Consider the following 15,756-nt stretch of genomic DNA (forward strand, 5'->3'; position numbering starts at 1 on the left):
TCACTAGTATATTTTATTTATATATTGATAGTTTTGTTACAAATAAAAAAACTGCTAAATTAGCAGTTTAGTGTATACCCTCTTCATCTTTATTGTTTTGCTTACCCTTATCTAAAATACTCTGAATTTTTTCCATAACTTTAGGAAGAGTATTTAAAACTGTATCTACCATTGTTATATTTTGATCTACTGGAATTAATTTTGTTTCATTATCACTTACTATCATAAATCCTACTGGCTGAACTGATATTCCAGCTCCTGTTCCACCTGCAAAAGGATAAGACTCTTTAGCTATTTCTTCTAATTTTTCTCTTTTTCCTTTTATATATTCTCCACCACCTGATGCAAATCCAAATGATACTTTTGATATAGGTATTATTATTGTTCCATTAGATGTTTCTATAGGATCGCCTATTACAGTATTTACATCAATCATGTTTTTCATATTTTCCATAGTAGTCTTCATTAAATCTTCTATAGGATTAGTATTGTTCATTTTCTACACCAACCTTTCTATTATCACTAAATATCTTATAATACTTTATTAGATATAAAAAATTTTTAATTTTTATATTAAATGCAGTTTTGAAATAAACTTTAAATTCATCTTTGTCAAATGAAGGGTGAACTCTAAGAAGTAGATATTTTGCATCTATATTTGTGTATAAAAGTGCATATATAAAGTGAATAAAGTTAAAAGCTATAGTAGTAACAAATACATTGCTACTTCCTATATGTATTTGACTTATCAACTGGGTTACTTGTATTTTCTTTATAAAGTAGCTAAATATTTCTTTATATTTTGTTTGATTTTCTATTAATGTAGTTATATTTAGTCTTTCTTTTTTTGTACTTATTGATTTGCCTTCAAAAGATGTTACCTTAGATGTTTTTAGACTTATACCCTCCTTACTTGCATCTAAATCTATAAATGGAATTTCTTTTTTGTATCTTAAAAGTCCAAACAGTGCAGTTATATTTATGACTACTTCGTCATTTTCCCCATTTTTCAATATTTTTATACTCATTTTTATCTTAGAATTAATAAAGATAAAAACTAAAATAGATAAGGCTAAAATTAAGATTATGTAATTATTCATATAACTTATTATTTCCTAAACATATTAAATATAATCAAGCTTAAAAATTTTTTTACTCAAAGTATTGACTTTTTTTCATTTTAGTTTATATTATAAATGGTAAACAAAAAGTTTACTTTTAGGAAATGATACTTATAATCAACTTTTAGTTTACTGTATGTTTATTTTTTTACCTTTTACTAGGAGTGATTTTTTTGAAAATTGGAGAAAAAATTAAACAGCTTAGAATACTTAACGAACTAACTCAAGAAGAATTAGCTCAAAGATGCGATCTTACTAAAGGTTTTATATCTAAAATTGAAAGAGATATAACTTCTCCTTCGATTGCTACTTTGATGGATATTTTAGAAGCACTAGGAACTGATCTTAAATCTTTTTTTAATGAATCAGTTGAGGAAAAAGTAGTTTATACAAAAGATGACATATATGAGTCTTCAAATGAAGATTTAAAGCACACTATACATTGGCTTATTCCAAATTCTCAAAAGCATATAATGGAATCTATACTGATAGATATTGAACCAAGTGGCTCAACTAGTATAGATAGACCTCACAACGGCGAAGAATTTGGTTATGTAATAAAAGGCACTATCACTTTGCATATTGGTGGTAAAAAGTTTAAAGTTAAAAAAGGCGAAAGCTTTTATTTTACTCCTCACAAGGAGCATTATATAGTGAATAATTCAAATAAGATTGCTACTGTGTTATGGGTTTCAAGCCCTCCATCTTTTTAATAAATATAAGAAAGGAGAATTTGATATGAAAATCGAACAATTAGGAAGACATATTTTAGCTGAATTTTATAACTGTGACAAGGAGCTTTTAAATGACCATAAGTTAATCGAAAAGTTTATGATAGAGGCTGCTGAAGAGTCTAAAGCTACTGTTGTTACTAGTAATTTCCACCTTTTCAATCCTTGGGGAGTTAGTGGAGTTGTTGTAATCCAAGAATCTCATTTAACTATTCACACTTGGCCAGAGTACGGATACGCTGCTGTTGACTTCTTTACTTGTGGAGATGAAGTTAATCCTTGGGTTGCTTTCCAATATATGAAGGATAAATTAAAAGCTGAAGTTTCTGAAACTACAGAAGTTCCAAGAGGTATTGTTGATAAAATAAAACTTTACTCTAAGGAAGATATAAATCCAACTAGTTTCAAAGCTACTGTTTAATATATTTTTGGATATTATTTAGTTATTTTGAGAAAATTAAACCTGTACCCTTTTTGGTACAGGTTTTGTATAGTAAACTTTAGTTTAGGAGGTTTTTATATGGAACTATGGTATACAGAAAAGCATACAAATAGTGTTAATTTTTCTCTTAAAGTTAAGGAACATTTATTTAGTGGACAAAGCGAGTTTCAAAAACTAGATGTTTTAGATACATATGAATATGGAAAACTTATGACTTTAGATGGTCTTGTTATGGTTACAGAAAAAGATGAATTTGTTTATCACGATATGATTGTTCATGTTCCAATGGCTGTAAATCCTAATATCAAAAAGGTATTAGTTATCGGCGGTGGAGATGGCGGAACTGTAAGAGAGCTTATGAGATATGAGCATATCGAACATGTAGATATGGTTGAGATAGATAAGCTTGTTTGCGATGCTGCAAAAGAGTTTTTCCCAACTATATCTTGTGAACTTGAAAATCCTAGAGTTAACCTTTTATATGAAGACGGGGTTAAGTTTGTTGAAGATTCAAAAGACAATACATATGATCTTATTATTATAGACTCTACGGATCCAATAGGACCTGGTGAAGGGTTATTTACTACTGCTTTTTATAAAAATTGCTTTAGAATATTAAAAGAAGATGGAATACTTGTTAATCAAAATGAATCTGTATTCTATCACGATACTAAAGAAGCTGCTTTAAAAGCAAATTCTAAATTAAGAAAGATATTCCCTATAGTTAAAGTATATCAAGCGTGTATACCTACTTATCCGTCTGGATACTGGTTATTTGGATTTGCTTCTAAAAAATATGACCCTGTAAAGGATTTAAATGCTGAAAAGTGGAATAGTTTAAATATAAAAACTAAATACTATAATACAGATCTTCACGTAGGATCTTTTGCTCTACCAAACTTTGTAAAGGAGTTTTTCGAAAATGGAACTATTTAATAGCTACAGTTTTATAGGTTGTGAACATTCATTTGATGATGCTGATGTAGTAATGTTTGGTGCTCCATTTGATGGAACATGTTCTTTCAGACCTGGATCAAGATTTGCTGGTTACAGAGTAAGAGTTGAATCTTACGGACTTGAAACTTATAGCCCTTATCTTGATAAAGACCTATTAGATAAAAAGGTTTGCGATTCAGGAGATCTTGAACTTCCTTTTGGAAATAAAAACAGAGCTTTAGATATTATATATGAATATTCTAAACAAATAATAGATGCTAACAAAAAACCTCTTATGATAGGTGGAGAACATTTAGTTTCTATATCTACTATCAAAGCTCTTTATGAAAAATATCCTGATCTTGTTATACTTCATTTTGATGCTCATACTGACCTTAGAGAAGATTATATGGGAGAGCCTTTATCTCATGCTACTGTTATAAAAAGAGCTTGGGATTTACTTGGCGATAATAGAATATACCAATTTGGTATTAGATCAGGTCTTAAAAAGGAATTTGATTGGGCTAATGAGGGTCATACTTATCTAAATAAATTTGATACTTCTACTTTAAAAGATGTTGTCCAAAAAATCAAAGATAAGCCTGTATATGTAACTATAGATCTTGATATTCTTGACCCTTCTATATTCCCTGGAACAGGTACTCCTGAGCCTGGCGGAATTGACTTTAAAGAAATGATTGAAGCTATTGAACTTATGTCTAACTTAAAAATAGTTGGTGCTGATGTTGTTGAACTTGCACCAGATTATGATCCAACAGGTGTATCTACTGCTGTTGCTTGCAAAGTTATTCGCGAGATGCTACTTTGCCTGTAGGATTTTGTTAACAAAGAAGGAGGCTTAGTAAGCCTCCTTTTCTTCTTCTTTGAAACTTTCAAGTTCAGGAAGATCTTTTAGACTTTGAAGTCCAAATACTTTTAAGAACTCATCAGTTGTTTTGTAAAGTATAGGCTTTCCTATTTTATCTAATCTTCCTGCTTCTTTTATCAAGTTATTTTCTATTAATGTATTTATTGCCTTATCAGATTTTACACCTCTTATATCTTCTATCTCTACTTTTGTTATAGGTTGTTTATATGCTATTATAGCTAATGTTTCAAGTGCTGCCTGTGTTAGTGTCTTTTTTTTCTTAGGCTGAAGTATTTTTTTTATATAACTTTCGTATTCTTTATTTGTACACATTTGATATTTATCATCAAGCCTTATTATTTGTATTCCTCTATTATTTTTTTTATACTCTTTCATTAAAAATTCTATTTCTTTTCTTATATCACTTATAGTTATATCATCATTTAATATGTTTTTTATATCTTTTGGGCTTATAGGATCTGCAAATGCAAACAATATAGATTCTATAATATTTCTTATATTCATACATATCACTCTACTTTCTTTATTAAAATGTCAGAAAAAAGTGTATCTTGATTTACTGTTATTTCATTTGCTTTTATTAATTCTAATATAGATAAGAATGTAACTATTATCTCTTCTTTTGTTTCTTTTTTTATAAGTTCTTTAAAAGATAATTTTCCTTCCTTATTTACCTTAAATCTGACATAATCTATTTGTTCTTCTAATGATATTGTTTGAAATTTGTATACTTTAGGAAATGATGACTCCTTTTTTATTTCTTTCTTTATAAATGTTGGAAAGATACTAGATAACATTTGTATATTAAGATTTTGCAAATCAATTTTTTCTTCTTCAAATAATTCTTCTTTTTTTCTAAAGAATAGTTTATCTCCTTCATTTTGTCTGCTCTTTAAAAATTCTGATGCATTTTTGAATTGTTTATATACTATTAAAGTTTCTATTAATTCTTTTCTTGGATCAACTTGATCTTCTTCGCTCTTTTTAAACAATAAATACCTTGATTTCATTTGAACTAGCCTTGATGCCATCATTATAAATTCACTTGTTAACTCTAGATCCATTTTTTCCATTTCTTTTATATAATTTATATATTGGTCTGTTATTTCAGCAATAGATATTTCATATATATCTATTTTATTTTTAGAAATTAAGTCATACAAAAGATCCAAAGGTCCTTCATATGATTTTAAGGTTATATTATATTTCATAAACCCCCTCCTACACAAATAAAACAACTATACTATTTATAAAAGTATATATAGGCATGATTAATAAACTTATGTTGTTTGTAAATATTAAAAGTAAAAGTACTATATTCCCTATTTCTTCGTATTTATAGTAGTATTTAATTAATCTATTTGGAAGAATTGATAGCAATATTTTTGAACCATCCAAAGGAGGAATAGGAATTAAATTAAAACATGCAAATATAATATTAAATCTATATATATGTGGTATTATTCTGTTAAGAGCATATATATTTAAAAATATATATTGTAACTTGAAAATATAAATAATCAATATCGCAGTAATTATATTAAATATCGGTCCTGAAATTGAAACTAAAAATATGCCTAATCTTTTATTAACCTTAAAATTTCTTTCATCTACAGGTACAGGTTTTGCCCAACCAAATCTTGCTATAAACATTACTATCATTCCAATTGCATCTATATGTTTAAATGGATCAAGAGTTAATCTTCCATACCTTTTAGCTGTATCATCTCCTAACATGTAGGCCATAAGAGCATGACCAAATTCATGTACTGAAATTGCTATTAATATGCCTGGAATCTGTTCAATAATATTAATAATCAATTTTCACCTCTCCTTTAAACTTTAACAATAACTATTATATCAGAATATATCATTTTGTTATATATTAAAAAGTACATAATTTCCTATGTGTTATATATAGAAAAAAGCCCTCTATTTAATAATAGAAGGCTTTTTGCATAGCTTTTTTATAAATCTAAGTTCTTTTTCTTTTGTATCCATCCTGGTATTAAAGAAATTATAACAAAGAATATAGCTCCTATAGCTAAATACATGAATGTTTTTTTCATATCTCCTTCTCCACTTGCTATAGATCCTGCCATAAAAGTAAAAGCTGCAGCTCCTGGTAACATGCATATAAATGAAACTATTATATAAGTTAATAAATTTATTTTTGTAAGTCCATATACGAAGTTTTGAACATTATAAGGGAAAGCAGGTACTAATCTAGTAATCATTAACATTCTCCAACCTTGTTTTTCAACGCCTTCATCTATTTTTTTGAACTGTTCATTTCCTTCAACCCATTTTTCTACCATACCTCTTGCTGCGTATCTAGCTACTAAGAAAGCTGCTGTAGCTCCTAAAGTAGCTCCTGTTGCAGCCCATAATGCTCCCATCACAGGGCCAAATGCGAAACCTGCTAAAAGTGCTATTGGAAGGCCTGGTAAGAAAAATAGTGCAGCTATTGTATAAAGTATAATATATATAATAGGACCCATAATTCCAAAACTATTTATCCAATTTTTTAAATTTTGAAGGTTTTCTATACTAATGTATTCAAATAGACCAAATTGTTTCATTAAAATTATAACTATAGCAAAAACAGCTATAATACCTATTAATTTTCCTTTTCCAGATTTTGTTTGTTGTTTTTCTTTACCTTTCATTTTTCCCCTCCTATATTTAGAAAAATAGGGGCAATGCCCCTATTAAATTATTTTAATGCTCCTGTTTCTATTTCTAAATCTTCATTCATACTCCACTCAAGCCAAGAACCATCGTAGTTCTTAACATTTTCATATCCTAAAAGTTGAGTTAGTACGAAAGTAGTGTGTGCTGATCTAACAGCAGATTGACAGTATGCTATTATAGTTTTATCTGGAGTTATTCCGTTTTCTTCAAATAAAGCTTTTAGTTCTTGTGCAGTTTTGAAAGTATTATCATCTGGATTTAGAGCATTTACATACTCAACCCATACAGATGTTGGAATTCTTCCTGCTCTCTTAGCATCTCCTAGACGTTTTTCACCTGTTGCTTCCTCTAGTGAACGAGTATCAAGTATTATTACATTTGGATCATTTATAGCTGCTTTTACATCTTCTAAAGTAGCAAGTTTGCTTTTATTTTCTGGATTAGGGAATTTAAATTCTGTTGGTGTTACAGCTGGTCTTGCACCAGTTCTTGTTGATAGTCCTGCTGCTTTCCATCCATCTAGTCCACCGTCTATTAATTTTATATTATCATAACCATACATATCTAGTATCCACCAAAGTCTTGCTGCATCGTAATCTCCTTTTGCATCATATGCAAGTATTAAAGTTTCATTATCAATTCCTATACTTCCTAGGAATTTCTCCATTTCTTCTCTTTCTGCTGCCATACCACCAAACGGATAGTTTTTACTTTCATATGAAGGTCTCCATATATCTATAGCCCCAGGTATATGTCCTAGAACATATTCAGCAGTAGGTCTAATATCTACAACTACTACTTTTTCTCCACTTTCCATTAATTCTTTAGCTTCAAGTGCACTTATAAGTACATCTGGGTTGTGGTAGTCAGCATATTTTCTTTTTTGTTCTTTAAGTTCTTCTTCTGATTTTACTTCTACTTTATTACATCCTACTGCACCAAGTGTAACAAGTAAAGTCAATACTAGTGCTAAAATCTTTTTCATCTTTTACCCTCCTTATAATTACTGTTTGTTAATTGTTTATCTTTATCGGGATATAAGTCCCAATAATAAATCTTAATATACTGTGATAGACTATGTACAAGCTCACCCTACCTGATACTATTATTTATCAAAATGATAATTTTGTCAACCCCTTTACTCTATCATTATATTATAAGAAATATCTAATTTATAATAAATAATACTTATAGTACATAACAATAAATTATCATCGTTAAAAATTCTACATACGACTTATTTCGTTATAATTATTTGTTAAGTTTATATAAAGTATGTTATAATGATATTCAGCTATATAAAATAATCTTTGTTATAGGTGATGGTATGAACTTACAATATCTAAAATCTTTCTTTGTTACTGTAAAGTTAAATAGTATTTCTAAGGCTGCTAAGGTTTTGCACCTTACTCAACCTGGTCTTAGTGTTCAAATACAATCTCTTGAAAAAGAACTAGGAATAACTCTTTTAAACAGAAGTAACAAGGGAGTTGAGCTTACTGAGGCAGGTAAAATAGTTTTTGATTATGCTAGTACTATTTTATCTTTACAAGAAAACATAGATAGAGATTTGGAAAACTTAAAGGTAAATAGAAAGAACCTTTTGATAGGATCCTGTAAAGCAATAGGTGAGTATGCTCTTCCTTGTAGTATATATGTGTTTAAACAAGATCATAAAGATATTGAAATAAATATGGAAATTAGTAATACAAAAGAAGTTATAGAAAATCTGATAAATAGAAATATAAATATAGGAATTATTCATGGAGATATACACGAAAAGAATATAGAAACAATAAAAATCACTAAAGATAGATTACTTCTCGTTACATCTTTACCTCTTATGAAAGATAGTATTTCTTTAGATGAACTTACAAAACTTCCTTTAATTTTCAGAGAGCAAGGATCGGGTGTTAGGGATACTGTAATAAAATATATTGATCCTCTTTTACCTATAGATAAGTTAAATGTAATTTATGAACTTAATTCTATGGAAGCTATTAAATCTTCTGTTATTTCTGGAAAAGGTATATCTTTTATTCCTGAACTTAGTATTAAAAGAGAACTTAAGGAAGGCATATTAAAAGAAATTAAAATAGAAAATCTAGATTTAATCTGTGAATTTTATATTGCCTATAGGAAAGACTATTGCTTAACTCCTTTTGAAAGTGATTTTATAAACTTTATAAAGTCATCAAGAAGAGGTTTTTGTTAAAGACCATAACATTTTGTTATGGTCTTTTTTTACAATCATTATCTAAATTTATATACAAAATAATAAAAAAGTCATATTATATAATATGACTTTTTTATGGAGCGAGGTAACAAAATGGGTAATTTGAGTAATCTAAATAAAGATTTAGAAGTTTTACTCGGTTCTGAACTTTTCAAACTTCTTTTCAATTGTGATGGTATAAAATTTTGTCACCTAAATATTATAATCAATTTACTCGTTAAGGCTAATATTCCATTTTCACTAACATTTTCTCAAGGAACTAGAACTAGTTCTAAAGCCTTATACCTAAAAATCAATATAACTCCTAATGTTACTTTATCTTTTTCTATTTCTATCTAGATATAATCTTTCAACAAGTTGTTCATAAAGTTTATATCTAGATATTCTTTTATTTTTTTAAATGTATCCATATTCTTTATATCTTTATTTGGATCTTGATATTCTATAAATGCATAGGCACACCAAGAAAGTGCCCTTAGATATAAATATGGAGTGTATATGTGTACTCTTTCTTCTATTTGTTTATCTTCATTTAAATAGTCCTTGTATACCTTAAAAAACATTTCTTTTTCTTCTTTACTTAAAATATAGTTAGCTTTCCAAAGTGTCGTAGTAGGCGCAAGAAATTGAGTTATATCTTGGCAAGGATCACTTATAACAGGTTTTTCCCAATCTATTAAAAAAGAATTTTCATCTCCTATTATAAAATTATGTGAGTTTACTTCAGTGTTATTTATAACCATCCATACATTATCTTTGAAATAATTTTCTTTGTACCTATTTTTTTCTGCCCACTGTATAAAATTATAGAAAAATTTTTTTTGCTCTGTATTGACTATGTCACTATCAAAGTATATTTTTAACAGCCTCTTAGCCTCTTTTATCCTATCACTTAATATATTTTCTTCCTTGATAAAGTTAGAATAATTACCATTATTTGTGTCTATTGAGTGTATTTTAGAAAATATCTTAGCTGCTTTGTTTAAATCTTTACTGTAATCTAAAGGTCGCCCTTTAAGATATTCCATTATTAATATCCCATAATTTATATAACTTTTAGTGTCATCAAGATAGTAAACTTTAGGAGTTACTTTGCTTATTTCAAGCTTTTTTAGTGCATCATATTCATACTTTATTTGATTTTCTATTTGGAGCTGACTCTTTGTATTTACTCTAAATACATATTTGTTATACTTGTCGTAAATAAGAAAATTTACATTATACTCCCCTTGAGCTAAAAATTCGACATTAAAGTTACTTTGTAAATTTATGTAGTTGTTTATGTTTTTGTCTTTTATATAATGTTTTATCTGACTACTTAATATATCTTTTAACATCCCAATTATCACTCCAATATTTTTTTAAGAAATTTATAGTGTTTTTAGGTAATATATTTTTATCATCGTGCTGGTTCATTCTTTCAAAAAAATCTATAAGATCCTCTTTTGTATCTATATCTTTAAGTTTAGTATTAATACCTACATTTATATTTAACTTATTTAATATGTCAAGTGTTCCTTCTAATACTGTCTTGTATCCCCATTTTATATCATCGCTAAATATTGATCTATATATTTTTTTCATTCCTATTAAGTAGTATCCTCCATCATACGTTGGGCCTATTACTACATCTTTTGTATTTAATATATCGAATGCATTTTTTATATCTGTATCTTTAATATCTGGTATATCAGATCCTATCAATACAACTTTTGAGTATCCTTTATTTAAAAGATATTCAATAGAATTTGCCATTTTATCTCCTAGAGTATCTCCTCTTTGAGGAAAAGTATTTATATATTTAGGAACTATATGTTTCATAAGGTCAAATTCCTCTTTAGGTGTATAGCTTAAATATATATCAATATCTTCTTTTAAAGTGTGTAATACATTAAATATATCTAATAAAAAGTTTGTGTGTATTTGTGCACATTCATTTGCAGATAAGATTTCCATAAGTCTAGTTTTTGTTTTTCCTGGGATAGGGACTCTTGTCATTAATATTAAAGCTTTCATTATCTAGCCTCCCTATACATTTTACTAAGTTTAGATGGTTTTACTCCAAGCATATAAAGTATCTTCATTTTTTGCATAAGTATAAATGTTTTTAGATATCCACCTTTTTCAAATCTTCTTGCTGATGTTCCTATTGGGATTTTTAATAGCTTCATCTTTCCATATTTTTTTATATCTATTGAAAATTGGAAATCTTCCATTATTTCTATTTTAGGAAAACCTCCTACTTTTTCAAATACATCTTTTCTTATAAATATTCCTTGATCACCAAAATAAAGTCCTAAAAGTTTGGCTCTTAAGTTTGATGTCAAAGCTATATACTTCATAAATAAAGAGTTATTATCACTAAAATATAAAGAAAAACCTCCTCCTATATAACCCTGATTTATAGCTTTTTTTATATAACTTAACGATTCTTTGTTTATATTTGAATCAGAATGAACAAACCACAAAATATCTCCTTTAGAAACCTTTGCTCCTGAGTTCATTTGTGTAGCTCTTCCTTTTTGACTTTTTATAACTTTAGCATATTTTTTAGAAATACATACTGTATTATCACTACTACCTCCATCTACTACTATTATTTCTTTATCTAATTTAAGATCTGTTAATTGTTTTAGTAGTTTTTCAATTGATTTTTCCTCGTTCAAAACAGGGATTATTATAGATACCATCTTATTCCTCCGTCTTTTCATACAAGATAGCTTTTTCAAGATCTACACAAATACATACTTGGCTATCTATATCAAACTTATTTATAGAATCTGTAGAACATTTTATAACTTTATCTTTTATTTTTATATCGTAATATATCTTCTCTCCAGCAAATTTCTTTTTGATTATTTTTCCTACAGGTCCGTTGTTATATTCCCTAGGAAATATCTTAACATCTTCAGGTCTAATCATAGCATGTAGATTTGAACTTGTCCTAGAATATATAGGTATATTTCCGAATTCTGTAACAAAGTGGCTGTTATTTATTTTTCCATCTATATAATTCTTTTCTCCGAAAAAGTCAGCTACTTCCTTAGAAGCAGGGTTTGTGTAAACTTCGTAAGGTGTTGCAAATTGCTTTATTTTTCCATTTAGCATAACTGCTATTTTATCTGACATCATCAAAGCTTCTTCTTTATCATGTGTTACTAATATAGTCGTTATTTTTAGCTTTCTTTGTATGTTACTTACAAACTCTCTCATTGTATCTCTTAAATTTATATCTAAGTTAGAAAAAGGTTCATCTAATAAAAGTACCTTAGGATCTACAGCTAATGCTCTAGCTATTGCAACTCTTTGCTTTTGTCCGCCTGAAAGCTCACTTGGATATTTCTTTTCATATCCATTTAAGTGAACTAGTTCTAGTAATTCTTTCACTTTTTCGATTCTTTTTTCTTTTTTAACTTTTGCCATTTTCAGGCCGAAAGATATATTTTCTTCTACTGTCATATGTGGAAACAATAAATAGTCTTGAAATACTATTATAGCTCCCCTTTTTTCAACAGGGATATTTATTACTGATTTATCATTAAACAAAATATCTCCGTCTTCTGGCTTGATTATACCAGCTATTATTTTTAATGTTGTACTTTTGCCACATCCTGATGGCCCTAAGAGAGAGACTAATTCGCCTTCCTTTACAGTAAAGTTGATATTGTCAAGAATTTTTTTATTATCAAATGTTTTGCTTATATTTACTAAATCTATTTTAGACATATTCAAGCTCCTTCTTATATATAAAAGTTGTTTCCTTCTTTGTAATAATTTTTTATCATCTTCTCAACAACAAATAGAACAAATAATGTTGTAAGTATAAATACTAGACTATATACTGAAGCCATCATTCTATCTCCGCTTTGTATAAACGGAAACATTACCATAGGAAATGTTATTATTCTTCCTCCACCAATTAGAAAAGTAATAAAATACTGACTAAATGAAACTATAAATACAAGACTTCCTGCAGATATAATACCAGGAGCTATTAAAGGTAGTGTAATGTTTAAAAACACTTGAACAGAACTTGCTCCTAACACCTTAGCCTGTATCTCCATATTTTCACCTATTATCTCAAATATGCCTGTGAGTATCCTGATTGCATAAGGAATGCATGGTACTAGATGGACTAATATAACTCCCAAACATGTATTTGCTATACCTAGTCTAATAAATACTAAATGTATTCCCATAGCAACAGATATTTGGGGTACTATAAACGGAAAAAGTACCATCAAATTTAAAAATCTCTTTCCTTTGAAATCATAAAGTGCAAGTGCTTTTGCTGCAGGTATACTTATAAGAAGAGTTATTATTGTAACTATTAAAGATATCCATACACTAAATCCTAGTATTTTAATTGAATTACTCGTAGGACTTAGAAAATATTCCACTCCTCTTAAACTAAAATTTCTAGGAAATATATATGGCCATGGCCAGTTACTTGCAAAACTCCATACAAATAAAATTAATAATGGAACTATAAGCAAAGATATTATTAAATACATAGAAAAATTTATAATAATCGATCTTGTAACCTTCATTATTTTCACCTTTTATGAATTGTTCTGAATATTTTTTCGTAAATTAAAACTGAAATTACACAAACTATTGTAAGAGTCATATTTATTACCATAGAGTATGGTCTATTTGTTAGGTCTGGATTAATATATTCAACATAAGCTCTAACAGGTAAAGCTTTCGGAGTAGTTGGTCCTAGCAAAAACGGTACTTCGAATGATCCAAATGAAAAAGCAAATATAATTATGAATGAAGAAATTATAGTTGGTGTAGAAAGTGGCAATAATATATGCCAAAATATATCTTTCTTTCTAGCTCCTAGGTTTGATGCTACTTGAGATAATTTTTCATTTATATTGCTTAATATAGTATAAACCGTAAGAGCTATGAAAGGAATACTTTTCCATAAATATACTATTATTATTCCAATGCCATTTCTGTCATATATAAGAGCTGGAAAATCAGATTTACTACTAATAAATCCAAAAAAATATAACACTCTAGCAACTAATCCACTCTGAGCTAATAAACTATAAATTAATATTACCCCAACTGAATGAGGCACTATTATAGGAAGTTTATATAATGTATTTTTTATGAAATTTTTATGAGTACTTTCTACTATTAAATATGCAAGTAAAACTCCTAGTATAGTTGCTATTGTAGATGATACGAAAGATATATAAAAACTGAATTTCAAAGAAGAAATAAAAGTAGGATCCGTAAATAACTTTGTATAATACATAAATGTAAACTTATCTAGTCCAACTGCCGGAAAATAGCCTAAACTTTGAATTAAGATAATAATTACAGCAGCTACAAATATCCCAAGTAGGATACTTGTAGCTGGCATTATTAATAAATATGGTTTTAATTTTTCCTTCAATTTTTTACTCACCCTCTGGTATGCTTTCTAGCCAGATTTCTTCTATTATAGGAACTAAATTAGCCGGCATCTCTGGTAATCTATGACTTAATAATTCATCTAAAGAAACTACGCCTTTTCCAACTTTTATATCTTCAAACATTTTTCTTTCTTCATCACTTAATCTACTATTATCTAATACTGATAGATCTCCCCAGTTTTCAGGGTCATATTTAGAAGCTTGTACCTTCGGACTTAATATAAAGTTTATAACAGCTAAAGCCCCTTCTTTATTTGTAGAGTTAAATGGTATTGCTAAAAAGTGTGTATTTCCTATAGTCCCTTTATCAAATACAAAAGAAGCACTTGTTTGTGGAAATCTTCCTGCTTGTATTCCTGCTGCAACTGAGTTTGGATTATAAGTCATAGTCATAAATACTTCTTTGTCACTATACATATTATCAAGTTGTGCTATAGTAGCAGGATATGTTTTTCCTTCTCTCCAAAGATAAGGTTTTATCTCTTTTAAGAAATCTATAGCTGGTTGAATTTTCTCTCTTATAAGTTCTTTATCTGGCTCTAAATTCATAAATTGTTCATACCCAACTATATCATATATTATATTTCTTACAAATGCACTTCCAGTAAAGTCTGGTGGAGCTGGGTATGTGAATTTGCCTGGATTTTCTTTTACAAGTTGTAGTAACTCTTGATGATTTCTAGGCACTGATGTTACTCTATCTTTATCATAAATCATTACAAATTGTGCTTTTCCATAAGGTGCCTCATATCCTTCTACTTCAAATCCGAAATCATATTTTACCTCAACTGAATCTTTATCTACATATTTATTAAAGTTTGGAAGTTTTTCTGTAAACGGACCATATAAAAGGCCATTTGTCTTAGCTGTATAAAAGTTTTCTCCATTTATCCATACAACATCTATTGTTCCTTGCTTTACATCTAACTGTTTTTCTCCTAAAAGTTTGTTTAAAATATCATCAATATTCATCGGAACCCTGTTTAAAGTTATATCGTACTCTTCCTTTAATCTAGGAGCAACATATGTATCTAACCATTTATTTACACTGTCAGATCCACCCCAACCATAAAAATTAACAGTAGTTCCTCTACTACTTTCTAAAATACTTTCCCAATCTTTTTCTTCTAAGCTGTCTGATATTTTTTGATCATTTTGACTACATCCAATCAAACTAAAAGATAAAAATATAGTCAAAATTACAGAAATTATTTTCTTCATAAGTTTAACCTCCTTATAAAATATATTTATATAATATTTTAGAACCTATATAAG

General features: G+C 28.3%; 19 protein-coding genes. 5 read left to right on the plus strand and 14 right to left on the minus strand.

Features of this window, described 5'->3' with window-relative positions; all coding sequences use genetic code 11:
* Positions 1 to 67 precede the first annotated feature (67 nt).
* Together ytfJ and JWYL7_RS05120 are read right to left on the minus strand one after the other, a co-directional pair.
* Positions 68 to 496, minus strand: coding sequence for a GerW family sporulation protein (gene ytfJ, locus JWYL7_RS05115; protein ID WP_066069888.1), 429 nt, complete (start codon positions 494 to 496; stop codon positions 68 to 70).
* A complete protein-coding gene (locus tag JWYL7_RS05120) occupies positions 483 to 1,100 on the minus strand; it encodes a hypothetical protein (RefSeq protein ID WP_066069891.1) in 618 nt (205 codons plus the stop codon). Before JWYL7_RS05120 ends, ytfJ begins: the two co-directional genes overlap by 14 nt.
* Before the next feature lie 194 nt (positions 1,101 to 1,294).
* On the opposite strand from JWYL7_RS05120, the gene JWYL7_RS05125 reads away from it, so the two are divergent.
* The 4 genes from JWYL7_RS05125 (at position 1,295) to speB (ending at position 4,065) form a co-directional block, all read left to right on the plus strand.
* Positions 1,295 to 1,834 carry a helix-turn-helix domain-containing protein gene (locus JWYL7_RS05125; protein WP_066069894.1) on the plus strand — a complete coding sequence of 180 codons (540 nt, stop codon included), beginning with the start codon at positions 1,295 to 1,297 and terminating at the stop codon, positions 1,832 to 1,834.
* A gap of 25 nt (positions 1,835 to 1,859) precedes the next feature.
* Complete coding sequence (gene speD, locus JWYL7_RS05130; protein ID WP_066069897.1) at positions 1,860 to 2,273, plus strand: adenosylmethionine decarboxylase; 414 nt, start codon at positions 1,860 to 1,862, stop codon at positions 2,271 to 2,273.
* A 99-nt stretch (positions 2,274 to 2,372) separates the two neighbouring features.
* Positions 2,373 to 3,230: a polyamine aminopropyltransferase gene (gene speE / locus JWYL7_RS05135; protein ID WP_066069900.1), complete on the plus strand. Its 858-nt coding sequence runs from the start codon at positions 2,373 to 2,375 to the stop codon at positions 3,228 to 3,230.
* Positions 3,217 to 4,065, plus strand: a complete 849-nt coding sequence (speB, locus tag JWYL7_RS05140; RefSeq protein WP_066069903.1) for an agmatinase — start codon at positions 3,217 to 3,219, stop codon at positions 4,063 to 4,065. The genes speE and speB overlap by 14 nt, the downstream gene beginning before the upstream one ends.
* Before the next feature lie 24 nt (positions 4,066 to 4,089).
* On the opposite strand, the gene scpB is transcribed toward speB, so the two are convergent.
* From scpB to JWYL7_RS05165, 5 genes are all read right to left on the minus strand, one after another.
* Entirely contained in the window at positions 4,090 to 4,623 is a 534-nt protein-coding gene (scpB, locus tag JWYL7_RS05145) for an SMC-Scp complex subunit ScpB (protein WP_066069906.1), read from the minus strand.
* Positions 4,624 to 4,628: 5 nt separating this feature from the next.
* Positions 4,629 to 5,330, minus strand: coding sequence for a segregation and condensation protein A (locus JWYL7_RS05150; protein ID WP_066069909.1), 702 nt, complete (start codon positions 5,328 to 5,330; stop codon positions 4,629 to 4,631).
* A gap of 10 nt (positions 5,331 to 5,340) precedes the next feature.
* Positions 5,341 to 5,940 carry a site-2 protease family protein gene (locus JWYL7_RS05155; RefSeq protein ID WP_066069912.1) on the minus strand — a complete coding sequence of 200 codons (600 nt, stop codon included), beginning with the start codon at positions 5,938 to 5,940 and terminating at the stop codon, positions 5,341 to 5,343.
* 146 nt (positions 5,941 to 6,086) lie between these two features.
* Positions 6,087 to 6,788 (minus strand): TVP38/TMEM64 family protein, encoded by a 702-nt coding sequence (locus JWYL7_RS05160; protein ID WP_066069915.1) that lies wholly within the window; start codon positions 6,786 to 6,788, stop codon positions 6,087 to 6,089.
* Positions 6,789 to 6,835: 47 nt separating this feature from the next.
* Entirely contained in the window at positions 6,836 to 7,798 is a 963-nt protein-coding gene (locus JWYL7_RS05165) for a sulfurtransferase (RefSeq protein ID WP_066069918.1), read from the minus strand.
* 342 nt (positions 7,799 to 8,140) lie between these two features.
* Between JWYL7_RS05165 and JWYL7_RS05170 the strand changes: the two genes are divergently transcribed.
* The gene (locus tag JWYL7_RS05170) at positions 8,141 to 9,028 is read left to right on the plus strand and encodes a LysR family transcriptional regulator (protein WP_066069920.1); all 888 of its coding nucleotides are present in this window, start codon (positions 8,141 to 8,143) and stop codon (positions 9,026 to 9,028) included.
* 356 nt (positions 9,029 to 9,384) lie between these two features.
* On the opposite strand, the gene JWYL7_RS05180 is transcribed toward JWYL7_RS05170, so the two are convergent.
* From JWYL7_RS05180 to JWYL7_RS05210, 7 genes are read right to left on the minus strand one after another with little or no spacing between them, the layout of a single operon-like run.
* The gene (locus JWYL7_RS05180) at positions 9,385 to 10,386 is read right to left on the minus strand and encodes a phosphotransferase (RefSeq protein WP_066069925.1); all 1,002 of its coding nucleotides are present in this window, start codon (positions 10,384 to 10,386) and stop codon (positions 9,385 to 9,387) included.
* Entirely contained in the window at positions 10,364 to 11,065 is a 702-nt protein-coding gene (locus tag JWYL7_RS05185; protein WP_066069928.1) for a TIGR04282 family arsenosugar biosynthesis glycosyltransferase, read from the minus strand. Before JWYL7_RS05185 ends, JWYL7_RS05180 begins: the two co-directional genes overlap by 23 nt.
* Positions 11,065 to 11,739: a TIGR04283 family arsenosugar biosynthesis glycosyltransferase gene (locus tag JWYL7_RS05190; RefSeq protein ID WP_066069930.1), complete on the minus strand. Its 675-nt coding sequence runs from the start codon at positions 11,737 to 11,739 to the stop codon at positions 11,065 to 11,067. The genes JWYL7_RS05185 and JWYL7_RS05190 overlap by 1 nt, the downstream gene beginning before the upstream one ends.
* A gap of 1 nt (position 11,740) precedes the next feature.
* Positions 11,741 to 12,775: an ABC transporter ATP-binding protein gene (locus JWYL7_RS05195; protein WP_066069933.1), complete on the minus strand. Its 1,035-nt coding sequence runs from the start codon at positions 12,773 to 12,775 to the stop codon at positions 11,741 to 11,743.
* A gap of 14 nt (positions 12,776 to 12,789) precedes the next feature.
* Complete coding sequence (locus JWYL7_RS05200) at positions 12,790 to 13,599, minus strand: ABC transporter permease (protein WP_066069936.1); 810 nt, start codon at positions 13,597 to 13,599, stop codon at positions 12,790 to 12,792.
* Between the two features lie 5 nt (positions 13,600 to 13,604).
* Positions 13,605 to 14,462, minus strand: a complete 858-nt coding sequence (locus JWYL7_RS05205; RefSeq protein WP_066069939.1) for an ABC transporter permease — start codon at positions 14,460 to 14,462, stop codon at positions 13,605 to 13,607.
* Between the two features lie 4 nt (positions 14,463 to 14,466).
* A complete protein-coding gene (locus JWYL7_RS05210) occupies positions 14,467 to 15,702 on the minus strand; it encodes an ABC transporter substrate-binding protein (RefSeq protein WP_066069942.1) in 1,236 nt (411 codons plus the stop codon).
* Between the last annotated feature and the right edge of the window lie 54 nt (positions 15,703 to 15,756).

Source organism: Alkalithermobacter thermoalcaliphilus JW-YL-7 = DSM 7308 (assembly GCA_001584565.1).
GTDB lineage: Bacteria > Bacillota > Clostridia > Peptostreptococcales > Peptostreptococcaceae > Alkalithermobacter > Alkalithermobacter thermoalcaliphilus.